At 31.7% G+C, this 12697-nt stretch carries 10 protein-coding genes; 8 read left to right on the forward strand and 2 right to left on the reverse strand.

Annotated elements, in window-relative coordinates:
* Positions 1-193: 193 nt before the first annotated feature.
* On the reverse strand, positions 194-1384 hold the full coding sequence (locus QMG30_RS14455) for a glycine C-acetyltransferase (RefSeq protein ID WP_281816538.1): 1191 nt from the start codon (positions 1382-1384) through the stop codon (positions 194-196).
* A 56-nt stretch (positions 1385-1440) separates the two neighbouring features.
* A complete protein-coding gene (tdh, locus tag QMG30_RS14460) occupies positions 1441-2463 on the reverse strand; it encodes an L-threonine 3-dehydrogenase (RefSeq protein WP_281816725.1) in 1023 nt (340 codons plus the stop codon).
* Between the two features lie 412 nt (positions 2464-2875).
* On the opposite strand from tdh, the gene bioB reads away from it, so the two are divergent.
* From bioB to QMG30_RS14500, 8 genes are all read left to right on the forward strand, one after another.
* Positions 2876-3835: a biotin synthase BioB gene (gene bioB, locus QMG30_RS14465; protein WP_281816540.1), complete on the forward strand. Its 960-nt coding sequence runs from the start codon at positions 2876-2878 to the stop codon at positions 3833-3835.
* Between the two features lie 544 nt (positions 3836-4379).
* Entirely contained in the window at positions 4380-4814 is a 435-nt protein-coding gene (locus QMG30_RS14470) for a hypothetical protein (RefSeq protein ID WP_281816542.1), read from the forward strand.
* A 321-nt stretch (positions 4815-5135) separates the two neighbouring features.
* Entirely contained in the window at positions 5136-6599 is a 1464-nt protein-coding gene (locus tag QMG30_RS14475) for a sodium:solute symporter family transporter (RefSeq protein WP_281816543.1), read from the forward strand.
* A gap of 27 nt (positions 6600-6626) precedes the next feature.
* A complete protein-coding gene (locus QMG30_RS14480) occupies positions 6627-7922 on the forward strand; it encodes a phenylacetate--CoA ligase family protein (RefSeq protein WP_281816544.1) in 1296 nt (431 codons plus the stop codon).
* A 177-nt stretch (positions 7923-8099) separates the two neighbouring features.
* Positions 8100-9836 (forward strand): indolepyruvate ferredoxin oxidoreductase subunit alpha, encoded by a 1737-nt coding sequence (iorA, locus tag QMG30_RS14485; protein WP_281816545.1) that lies wholly within the window; start codon positions 8100-8102, stop codon positions 9834-9836.
* Between the two features lie 2 nt (positions 9837-9838).
* Entirely contained in the window at positions 9839-10411 is a 573-nt protein-coding gene (locus tag QMG30_RS14490) for an indolepyruvate oxidoreductase subunit beta (RefSeq protein WP_281816547.1), read from the forward strand.
* Positions 10412-10653: 242 nt separating this feature from the next.
* A complete protein-coding gene (locus QMG30_RS14495) occupies positions 10654-11955 on the forward strand; it encodes a phenylacetate--CoA ligase family protein (protein WP_281816548.1) in 1302 nt (433 codons plus the stop codon).
* Complete coding sequence (locus tag QMG30_RS14500) at positions 11952-12374, forward strand: ACT domain-containing protein (protein ID WP_281816550.1); 423 nt, start codon at positions 11952-11954, stop codon at positions 12372-12374. Before QMG30_RS14495 ends, QMG30_RS14500 begins: the two co-directional genes overlap by 4 nt.
* Positions 12375-12697: the final 323 nt, after the last annotated feature.

Raw genomic sequence — 12697 nt, forward strand, 5'->3', positions numbered from 1 at the left:
AGTTGAATATTTTCATGATTTATTTTGGGCTTGCCTTTTTCAATTTATGCATTAAAAAAAGGGTGCCTCACCATAGATTTATTAATCTATTTGATGAGACAGACCCTTTGTACTCTTTAATAGGAAAGTTGCATTTTAGAAGCATATGAAATATAGAAGAGTTTAATTGGTTTATATCTGAAAATGTAGACAATTAAATACCCAATTCTTTTTTTGCTTCATAAAAAGCATTAATAGCTAAATCGAGATCGTCTTTGCTATGTACAGCAGATATTTGGGTTCTTATTCTAGCTTTACCTTTTGGTACAACTGGATAGTAGAATCCTATAACGTAGACACCTTTTTCAAGCATTTTATCAGCCATTTTCTGAGCTATCACTGCATCACCTAACATAATAGGAACTATTGGATGTTCTCCATCTGGTATGTCGAATCCGACTTTTCTCATTCCTTCTCTAAAATATTTGGTATTCTCTTCTAGTCTATCTCTGAACTCTGTAGAATCTGATAACATTTCAAGAATCTTAAGTGATGTTTCAGCTATAGCAGGAGATAACGTATTGGAGAATAGATAAGGTCTTGAACGTTGACGTAACAAATCAATTATTTCTTTTCTTCCACTGGTGAAACCACCACTTGCGCCACCGAGAGCTTTACCTAGAGTACTTGTTATTATATCGACTCTACCTATTACATCTCTGTATTCATGGGTTCCACGACCTTTTTTGCCTACAAAACCTGTTGCATGACTATCATCTACCATAACCATAGCATTATATTTTTCAGCTAGATCACAGATACCTTTTAGATTGGCTATGATACCATCCATAGAGAAAACACCGTCTGTTGCAATCATTTTAATTCTAGCACCATTTTTATCGGCTTCAATTAACTGTTTTTCAAGGTCTTTCATATCATTATTGTGATAACGGTATCTTTTGGCTTTACACAATCTGATACCATCTATGATACTAGCATGGTTAAGCTCATCACTTATTACAGCATCGTCGGCAGTAAGGATTGTTTCAAATAACCCACCATTAGCATCAAAAGCGGATGAATATAAAATAGTATCTTCAGTATATAAGAATTCGGATAATTTTTTTTCTAAGTCCTTATGAATTTTTTGGGTTCCAACAATAAATCTAACTGATGAAAGACCATAGCCCCATTTTTCGTAACTTTCTTTGGCAGCTTTGATAACTAATTCATGAGAAGCTAAGCCAAGGTAATTGTTAGCACAGAAATTGAGAACTTGTTTTTTGGATAAAGTATCGATTTTGCCACTCTGTGGTGTAGTCACAACTCTTTCATTTTTCCATAAACCGCTTGCTTTAATATCATTAAGCTGTTTTGTGTATATTTCCTTTGCTGAATTAAACATAAGAAACTCATCCTTCCTATTTAATAAATTATTTTAACTTGATTTTAAAAACTTTATTATTCCCAACTTAGTACAACCTTTCCCGATTTGCCTGAATTCATTGCTTCAAAACCTTTCTCGAAATCGGTGTAATGGAATCTATGGGTTATAACACCACTTATATCGAGGCCAGATTGAATCATCGAAGTCATCTTATACCAAGTTTCAAACATTTCTCGTCCATATATTCCCTTAATAGTTATGCCATTGAACACTATTTTATTCCAGTCGATTAGAGTGTCACCTGATTGAATACCAAGCATAGCAATTTTGCCACCATGTTCCATACAATCTATCATATCATTAAAAGCACGTGCATTACCAGACATTTCTAGTCCAACATCAAATCCTTCCTTCATACCTATTCTTTCCATAGTTTCTCTAATCGTATGTTTGCTTACATCAATTGTAATAGCTCCCATTTTTTTAGCAAGTTCAAGTCTATATGGGTTGACATCTGTAATTACCACATATCTGGCACCTGCTTTTTTTGCTATTGCTACTGCCATGATACCGATTGGTCCTGCACCAGTAATAAGTACATCTTCACCTACAAGGTCAAATGATAATGCAGTATGTACAGCGTTGCCAAGAGGATCAAAAATACTGATGATATCTTTACTGATGTTTTCATCGCATAACCATACATTAGTAGATGGTATTACGAGATATTCTGCAAAAGCACCAGATCGGTTAACACCTACACCGCTTGTATTAATACATAAATGTCTTCTTCCAGCTAAGCAATTACGACAATGTCCACATACAACATGACCTTCACCAGATACTAATTCTCCAATTCGAAATCCTTTAACATTATCACCGTATCCTACTATTCTTCCAACATATTCATGACCAATAACCATTGGAGTGGGAACAGTTTCACTAGACCATTTATCCCAGTTGTAGATATGAACATCTGTACCACAAATAGCTGTCTTTTCTATTTTTATCATTACATCATTGTTGCCTATTTCTGGAACGGGTACTTGTTCTAACCAAAGACCCTCTTTAGGATACTTTTTTACTAATGCATCCATGGTTTTCTTAGTTTCCAATTTAGTAACCAATATAATTCTCCTTTCAAATAAAATATAGGGAATATTAAATAATATGTTTATTATCTTTAAGTATAGTATAAATAAATAATGTGTTTCTGTCAAACACATTCTGAATAAAATGTAGTATTTATTTAGTACATATTATTAGTATATAAATGTAAAGTATAGGAAAACATATCCAATATTTTCTAAATATTAGATAATTTTTTATTATTTATCAGATTACATTATGTTTACATATTAAAATATTCTAATATATTAATTGACAATTCTTTGACGATTACATATAATTAGAGTTAGTAACTAAAAATACTATAATTCGACAAGATAAATAAGAAATATGCTAGTAATAAATGAGAGTATATTTCTTAACTGAAAGGTAAGAGTGTAAGTGGAAGATATTAAATATAAAATAATCAATGGGTATAAACTCAAGAAAAAAGAAGCTATAGAAGTCTACAGATCTTTAGAACTAGAAGAGCTATATGAAATAGCAAATGAAGTAAGACAATTTTTTATGGGAAGAAAAATGGATCTTTGCACAATCATGAATGTCAAGTCAGGTAAATGCAGTGAAGATTGCAGATATTGTGCTCAGTCAGCTCATTATGAAACAGGAATAGAAGAATATTCCTTAATTAATGAAGAAGAGATATTTAGGAGAGCTAAGGAAAATGCTAAATACAAGGTTGATCGTTTTTCATTAGTAACTAGTGGAAAGGGTATATCAGATACAGATTTAGATAAGCTTATAGATATCTATAAAAAATTGAATGATACGTTCCCGGAAATGAACTTATGTGCATCTCATGGAATAATAACTTATGAACAAGCTGCAAAACTTAAAAAAGCTGGAGTTAAGACTTATCATCACAATCTTGAAACAAGTAAACGGTTCTACCAAAAAATATGTACCACTCATACATATAAAGATAGAACGAATACAATATTGAATGCAACCAAAGCAGGATTAACAGTATGTTCAGGCGGAATAATAGGAATGGGGGAAACTGTGTTTGATAGAATCAACATGGCTTATGAGCTTAAAAAGCTTGGAGTGAAATCCATACCTATAAATGTTTTAATGCCTGTTCATGGAACTCCATTTGGCGATTCAAAAATTCTCGAACCTACAGAAATACTTAGAACCATTGCAATTTATAGATTGATTTTACCTGATGCAAATATTAGATTTGCAGGAGGGAGAATAGCTATGGGAGAGCAACAAAAAGAAGCATTAACATCAGGTCTCAATGGTGTAATGGTAGGTAATTATTTAACTACTACAGGTAATAGTATTGAAGAAGATTTGCAAATGATTAAAGAATTAGGATTTACTACAAACGAATAATTTAATTAGTATAAAACAGCTCCCTAATATTAATATTAGGGAGTTTTTACTGTGGAAAAAGTTATTAATTTAATTAAATGTCACTTCTGAGGGTTTGCAATATGCTAGGAGTTAAAAATTATTAAAGCTTTGCAAATAAACAAAAAATAAAAAATAACCAATTTTTAATATATTTAGAAATAATAAAATATTATACATATATTCATAAAATACAAGAAATGCTGTTGACAAAATTTATATAATAATATAATAATATATATATATCATTAAATATATAAAATAATAAGTTATGATTTGTTCTTAATCATACTTAGTCAATAATTCCAAAGAAACCATAGTATATTTCATAAACCATAATTGTAGAGATGATCGGGTATCCAGAATGAGAGGAGGAGAGGTTAATCAAAGGAGAAATCATAATAATTAAGGTAATTCAGAAGTTATTGGCGTAAATGAGATTAACAGTAAGGTTATTCTTAATATTTTACTTGGTTATCATACTTAAAATGTATAATAAAAAATGTTTGATAGAGGAGTAATTAAAGTGAATAAAAAGAATAAATCTTTTGTATTCAAAGTAGGTATAGTATGTATCATTGTATTAATAATTGCTCTTGCTTCAGTACAAATAATATTCAATGCTGATAAAGCATATTATATCAGTGATATTAAGCAATATAAATCTGATGACAAAAGCTATTTTGATAATTCAAAGGGTACTGAGATTTTTGTTATTCATAGCGAAGAGGATAAAAAGATTGTGTTGAGGATGATTAAAAATATGAAACCTCACATTGGCACAGTGTATCTTGAACCAACAGGTACATATATAAAAATAGGGGATACTACTATAAACATTGTAGGGCAATTTATTGCCTTTGATGGTGGGAAACGTTTATTATATACATTTACACAAAAAGACCATAAAGAAATTAATAAATTATTCGAGAGGCTTAGGCAAGAATATTATAATAATTAGAAGTGAGGAAAAGGTTGGATTTATAGTTAAAAGTCAATTAATATAAAACAGCTCCCTAATATTAGTATTAGGGAATTTTTACTGTAAAAAAAGATATAAATTTTAATTCTCTAGACTAATTGACAATAACAAAATATGGTGTATAATTAATAATTAGTAAAATATAATAAGCATATAGGAAATTAACTTTAATAATTATTACAAAGTGCGCTGAAAGCGCTTTTATTGTGCAAATATAGTTTAGCACATTAAAGTCATATTACATAATAGCGTTAAAGTTTAAAGCGCGAATATATGCTATCAAAATAGGGAGAGAGATAAATGAATATCTATTGGTTTTTCTTAATAGGGTACATAGTAATGATTATGGTTATAAGTGCCGTAAGCAGGAAAAAAGTTGATGGTGTTTCTGGATATTTACTTGGTGGAAGATCAATTCCCCCGTGGATGTCGGCATTTTCATATGGTACAGCATATTTTTCAGCTGTATTATTTATTGGTTACGCTGGAAAATTAGGGTGGAATTTTGGGTTGTCTGTGCTTTGGATAGTAATTGGGAACACAGTAGTTGGTACATATCTGGCTTGGGAAGTTCTAGGTAAAAGAACTAGAGAGATGACTCAGAGGCTTAATGTATCTACTATGCCAGAATTTATCGGAGTAAGATACAAAAGCAAAGCTTTGAAAATTATATCAGCAACTATAATATTTGTATTCTTAATGCCTTATGCGGCATCTGTATATAAAGGATTAGGTTACTTGTTTGAAGAAATTTTTGGCATACCTACGTATATTATATTAATCGTAATGATGATATTGACTGCTTTGTATTTATTTGCAGGAGGGTTAATAGCTGCGACTATGGTTGATTTTATACAAGGTTGTATAATGATTGTTGGTGTTATACTAATGTTATTTTTTGTTATCAGATTTCCTTCTGTTGGAGGTTTATCAGGTGCAGTAAATAATTTAAAAGCTATTAATGAAGAATTGATATCTCCTATTGGACCACCGGGAGTCGTACCTATTTTATCTTTGGTTATTCTGACGAGTTTGGGTAGTTGGGGATTACCTCAGATGGTACATAAATTCTATACAATCAAAAGTGAAAAATCAATAAAAACAGCAAAATGGGTGTCTACTGCATTTGCCCTGTTAATAACAACTGGAGCTTATTTTACAGGAAGTATAAGCAGATTGATAATACAAGACTGCCCTACTGCTAATGGAATGCCTGTGTATGATAGAATAATACCTTTAGTGATTAGTGAAACTCTACCTACGGTAGTTGCTGCCATAATTCTTGTATTGGTTTTATCAGCTTCTATGTCCACTTTGGCATCTTTGGTATTAGCATCAAGTTCTGCTATTACAATAGATTTGCTGAAGACGGTTAAACCTGATATTAGCAATAGAACACTAATGTGGGTTATGAAAGTATTATGTGTATTGTTTGTAGCGTTTTCTTATATAATAGCTACAGCAGATAGTCCTATCTTGAATTTGGCTTCTTTATCTTGGGGAGCAGTTTCTGGGTGTCTGTTAGCACCTTACTTATTAGGACTGTATTGGAAAAAAGCTACCAAACAAGGGGTATGGGCAGGTATGATTACAGCTCTAACGATTGTTGTAACTGGAGTCAGTAAATATGGTTTTACAAGTGCCAATATACCAACAGTAGGAGCATTAGCGATAGTTGTTCCTATTGTAACAATGAGCATAGTCAGTTTAGTAACAGAAAGTTATGAAGAGAGACATCTTAATTATATATTTGCTAAGAATTAAAATAATGAGTTGAAAGGATTGGGAGAAATGATTTGGTCAAAAGAAGAAATTTTGGATCGAGAACAAATAGAAAAGATTCAGTTAGATAGATTACAGGAAACTGTTAAAAGAATCTATAAAAAAGTACCATATTATAAGGCTAAGATGGACAAAGTGAATGTGAAACCAGAAGATATAAAATCACTTGATGATCTGTCTAGTTTACCATTCACTGTGAAAGATGATCTTAGAAAGAATTATCCTTTCGGTCTATTTACAGTTCCCAAAAAAGATGTTGTAAGAGTTCATGCATCATCTGGTACTACTGGAAAACCTACTGTTGTTGGCTATACCAAAAAGGATCTTGATACATGGACTGAATTAATTGCTAGAATAGTGTCAATGGCAGGAGCTGATTCCACAGACGTTGCACAAATCGCTTTCGGATATGGATTATTTACAGGAGCATTTGGACTTCATTATGGTTTGGAAAGAATAGGGGCAACAGTAGTTCCTATGTCTAGTGGGAATACAGAAAAACAAGTTATGCTTATGAAAGATTTCGGTACTACTTTGTTAGTAAGTACACCTTCATATGCATTACATATTATGGAAGTTGCAAGAAAGATGGGGATTGATCCAGTTAATGATTTAGATGTAAAATTAGGATTATTCGGGGGAGAAGGTTCCACTGAAGCTATGAGAGAACAGATTCAAAAAGGTTGGGGAATGTTTGCAACAGAAAACTATGGTATGAGTGAGTTGATAGGGCCAGGTGTTGCAGGAGAATGTGAAGCTCTAAGAGGATTACATATCAATGAGGACCATTTCATACCCGAAATAATTGATCCAAAAACAGGAAGAGTCTTACCTCCCGGAGAAAAAGGTGAATTAGTAATTACCACTATATCAAAAGAAGCTCTTCCACTCATTAGATACAGAACAAAAGATATAACAAGGCTTATGTATGAAAAATGTGATTGTGGTAGAACTTTGGTTAGAATGGCTAAGATTGAAGGTAGATCAGATGATATGCTTATCATTAGAGGAGTTAATGTGTTCCCTTCTCAGATAGAAGAAGTATTATTGAATATAGAAGAAATAGGACCACACTATGAAATCGTAGTCAGTAGAGATGGATATCTTGATAAAATTGCAATCAATGTTGAATTACAAGATACAAGTTTATTAGATTTATATGGCAATCTTGATAAATTACAACTTAAAATAAGGCATAAACTAAAAACAGTTCTAGGAATAGATGCTAAAATAAATCTAGTAGAACCTCATACATTAAAGAGATTCGTAGGTAAAGCAAAAAGAGTTATCGATAATAGAAATTAGATTATAGACTAAATTGAAAACAACTGATAGAATATATATATAATATTGATTGAATGTTTTTACTCTCTAACATATAAGCTTAATAACACATTATGCTTATAGATAATATGTATTGGACTTAATAATCATATTTGGTCCCATATAATTTAAATTGAAACGAAAGGATTGATATTAATAATGGCAGATAAAAAACTTATGCTTGGTAATGAAGCAGTTGCCAGAGGAGCTTACGAGGCAGGTGTTACTGTAGCAGTAGCATATCCAGGAACACCAAGTACAGAAATTACCGAGTTCGTTGCGAAATACGATGAAGTGTATGCTCAATGGTCACCTAATGAAAAGGTCGCTCTTGAAGTAGGTATCGGCTCATCGATTAGTGGAGCAAGAACTATGGTAGCTATGAAGCATGTAGGAGTTAATGTAGCAGCAGACCCATTATTTACAGTATCTTACACTGGAATTAATGGAGGATTAGTAATACTTGCAGCAGATGATCCAGGTATGCATAGTTCACAAAACGAACAAGATAGTCGATTTTATGCAAAATCTGCTCATATACCAATGCTAGAGCCTTCCGATAGCTCTGAAGCAAAAGAATTCGTAAAAGAAGCTTTTGATATAAGTGAAAAATACGATACACCTGTTATGATAAGACTAACAACACGTATTTCCCATTCACAAAGTCTTGTACAACTTAATGATAGAACAGATGTTGCTCTTAAAGAATATGTTAAGGATTTCAAAAAAAATGTTATGATGCCAGGTATGGCTAGAGCAAGACATATAGTAGTTGAAAAAAGAATGAATCAGATTGAAGAAGATTGCAATACGTTTTCATGCAATACAGTAGAAATGAACGATACATCTATTGGTGTAATAACTAGCGGAGTACCTTATCAATATGTAAAAGAAGCATTACCAAATGCGTCAGTTCTAAAACTCGGTATGGTCCATCCAATACCTAAAAAAGTTATTGAAGACTTCGCTAATAAAGTTGATACATTGTACATAGTAGAAGAATTAGAACCAATTTTTGAAGAACAAATCAAATCATGGGGTATAGAAGTAATTGGAAAAGAGATTTTTACTGTTCAAGGAGAATACAGTGCTAATTTAGTAGAAGAAAAAATAAATGAACATAAATTAAATCTTGCTGTTCCAAAACAATTACCAGTAAGACCTCCAGTAATGTGCCCAGGATGTCCTCATAGAGGAGTTTATTATGTGCTTAATAAACTTAAAAAGCATGCTACAGGTGATATTGGATGTTATACACTTGGAGCACTTCCACCACTTGAAGGAATAGATACTTGTGTCTGTATGGGTGCCAGTGTAGGTATGCTTCATGGAATGGAAAAAGCCAGAGGTAAAGAATTCATAAAAGATTGGGTCGGTATCATTGGTGATTCGACTTTTGTACATTCAGGAATCACTGGATTAGTTGATATAGTATATAACAAAGGTATATCAACCGTTATTATTCTTGACAACTCAACAACTGGAATGACAGGACATCAAGACAATCCAGCTACAGGTAAAACTCTAAAGGGTGAAGATACACATGTACTTAACCTTGTGGAATTATCACATAGTATAGGTATCAACAGTGTAAGAGTAGTTAATCCTTTCAATCCTGAAGAAGTTGAAACTGCTGTAAAAGAGGAAACAATGAAAGAAGAGCCTTCTGTAATTATAGCAAGTGCTCCTTGTGAATTGCTAGATAAGAAAAGAAAAAGAGTACCATATAGAATTAATGTTGATGCATGTAAGAATTGTAAGATGTGTATGAAACTTGGATGTCCAGCAATCCAAAATAAAGATGGAAAGATGATTATTAACGATACATTATGTAGTGGCTGCGGATTATGTTCGAATATATGTAAATTCGGTGCTATAGTAAAGGATGGTGAATAATAATGGAAACAAAGAATATATTAGTTGTTGGCGTTGGAGGACAAGGAACACTTTTAACCAGTAGAATACTTGGTAATTTGGCTATACATTCAGGATATGATGTTAAATTATCAGAAGTACATGGAATGTCACAAAGAGGTGGAAGTGTGGTAACACATATTCGATATGGAGACAAAGTATATTCACCTCTAGTAGAAATAGGAAAAGCAGATATTATACTTGCTTTTGAAAAATTAGAAGCATTAAGATGGCGTCATTATTTGAAAAAAGATGGTCTCATTATAGTAAATACTCAAGAAATAGATCCTATGCCTGTTATTATAGGAGCTGCAGAGTATCCAGAGGATATAATTGAGCAATTAAAAAAAGAAGACAATAAAGTAATTGTTGCTGACGCATTAAAAGAAGCTAGAAAAATAGGTAATTTTAGAGTTGTCAATACAGTCTTATTAGGTTTGCTTGCTAAGAACTTAGATGAAGATAAAGATAAATGGGAAACAGCAATTAGTCAAACAGTACCTAATAAAACAATAGATGTTAATGTTAAAGCTTTTGAAGCTGGTTATAACCTTTAATTATTAAAGATATCTTATTATATGATTTGATAAATAAATTATTTTTATGATTAACTAACAATTATAGTAAAATTTAATTATAATCCTACCACAACATATGATATAATATAGTTGTGGTAATTTTTTATTATCTTATAGGAAAGGCCTACTTTTTAAGCATATGAAATAGAAGCCAGAAATGGGAAGTACTAACGATAATAATTTGACATGTTTATCATTTATACTTCAAGGAGGACTGAAAAATGATATGGAATGAACACATTGAATGCATGAATAGAGACGAGCTTAGGGAAATACAAAGCAAAAGACTTTGTGAAACAGTAGAAAGAGTATATTACAATGTACCTTTTTACAGGAAAAAAATGCAGGAGCTAGGGTTGGAACCAGGAGATATAAAAGGAATCCAAGATCTATCTAAATTACCATTTACTACAAAACAAGATCTAAGAGACAATTATCCATTTAATTTATTTGCAGTACCCATGAGTGATATTGTAAGAGTGCACGCGTCATCTGGAACAACTGGAAAGCCAACGGTTGTAGGTTATACTAGAAGAGATTTATCTTCATGGTCAGAAGTTGTAGCACGCTCATTACATTGTGCTGGAGTAGGTAAAAATGATAGAATACAGATAGCATATGGCTATGGTTTGTTTACAGGTGGATTAGGTATTCATTATGGAGCTGAGAAAGTAGGAGCAACCGTCATACCTATATCAGGTGGAAATACTAAGAAACAATTAAATCTCATGAAAGATTTTGAAAGTACAGTCATAGCATGTACACCTTCATATGCTTTATACTTAGCAGAAGCTATGGAAGAACAGGGAATAGACAGAAGTAAACTTAAGTTGAAAACTGGCATATTTGGTGCAGAACCATGGACAGATAACATGAGAAAAGAAATAGAATCAAAACTGGATATTAAAGCAATGGATATCTATGGCTTGAGTGAAGTCATGGGACCTGGAGTGGCATGTGAGTGCAGTTACCAAAACGGATTACATATATCTGAAGATCATTTCATTCCTGAAACTATCGATTCAACAACATTAAAAAATGTTGATAAAGGTTCAGAAGGAGAATTGGTTTTTACAACAATCACTAAGGAAGCTCTTCCTATACTTAGATATAGGACAAGAGATCTTACAGTACTTAATTATGACAAATGTGAATGTGGAAGAACTATGGTAAGGATGCAAAAATGTAGAGGTCGTTCTGATGATATGCTTATTATCAGAGGTGTTAATGTATTCCCATCTCAAATAGAAAGTGTTCTTCTTGAAATGAGTGAGACAAAACCACATTACCTACTTATTGTCGATAGAAAGAATAATCTTGATACACTAGAAATATGGGTAGAAGTTCACGAGGCATTCTTCTCTGATGAAATCAGAAAACTTGAAAATCTTACTAAAAAGATTACACATGAAATTCAAAGTACATTAGGAATAAATGTGAAAGTTAAATTAGTCGAACCAAAAACTATTGAAAGAAGCGAAGGCAAAGCTAAACGTATTGTTGATAGGAGGAATCTAGTATGATAATTAAACAACTTAGTGTTTTTTTAGAGAATAAATCAGGAAGATTATCAGATGTGACAGAGGCACTTTCTGAAAATGGAATTAATATTTCTGCACTTAGTGTAGCTGATACATCAGAATATGGTATATTAAGATTAATTGTCGGACGTCCTGAAAAAGCCTATGAATTATTAAAAAATCTAGGATTTTCTGTTAGTTTGACTGATGTGATATGTTTAATAATACCTAATGAATCTGGAACTTTATATAAAGCAATAAAAGTATTAGCAAGTAATGGTGTTAGCATTGAATATATGTATGCCTATGCTATGAATGGGGATGCATCAGTAATCATGAAAGTATCAGAAGTTAATAAAGCTATTGAGACATTAACTGAAAATGATGTTGAATTAGCTAAAGCAAGTGAAATATGTAATTAACTATATAGAGAGATTTAATTATCACTAATTAATAAAATAGCACGGCTTTTTAAGTCGTACTTATTTTTTGTCAAGATATGATAATAATTGTATTATTTTAAAATGATATGGAATATAAGAAAAGGACACATGACCTTTTATTTAGTAAATTAATTTAATATAATAATGCTAAGATATTGTGAATTAAATACTAATTATTACAGATAATATTAAATAAAATAAACATAATAACTAAGATATTCTAGCTGATGTTATTTGATGAATTAATTTTGCTTATAAAAACAAACAATACAATAAAAATATAAGTAGTTATTAATAAAAGA

It is taken from the genome of Vallitalea longa (genome assembly GCF_027923465.1).
In the GTDB taxonomy this organism is placed as follows: domain Bacteria; phylum Bacillota; class Clostridia; order Lachnospirales; family Vallitaleaceae; genus Vallitalea; species Vallitalea longa.

Excerpts from the sequence above, each read along its gene's own strand:
- tdh (WP_281816725.1), bottom strand. The coding sequence starts at position 2,463 with ATGGATGCATTAGTAAAAAAGTATCCTAAAGAGGGTCTTTGGTTAGAA.
- QMG30_RS14480 (WP_281816544.1), top strand. The coding sequence starts at position 6,627 with ATGATTTGGTCAAAAGAAGAAATTTTGGATCGAGAACAAATAGAAAAG.
- QMG30_RS14500 (WP_281816550.1), top strand. The coding sequence starts at position 11,952 with ATGATAATTAAACAACTTAGTGTTTTTTTAGAGAATAAATCAGGAAGA.
- QMG30_RS14475 (WP_281816543.1), top strand. The coding sequence starts at position 5,136 with ATGAATATCTATTGGTTTTTCTTAATAGGGTACATAGTAATGATTATG.
- QMG30_RS14495 (WP_281816548.1), top strand. The coding sequence starts at position 10,654 with ATGATATGGAATGAACACATTGAATGCATGAATAGAGACGAGCTTAGG.
- QMG30_RS14455 (WP_281816538.1), bottom strand. The coding sequence starts at position 1,384 with ATGTTTAATTCAGCAAAGGAAATATACACAAAACAGCTTAATGATATT.
- QMG30_RS14490 (WP_281816547.1), top strand. The coding sequence starts at position 9,839 with ATGGAAACAAAGAATATATTAGTTGTTGGCGTTGGAGGACAAGGAACA.
- iorA (WP_281816545.1), top strand. The coding sequence starts at position 8,100 with ATGGCAGATAAAAAACTTATGCTTGGTAATGAAGCAGTTGCCAGAGGA.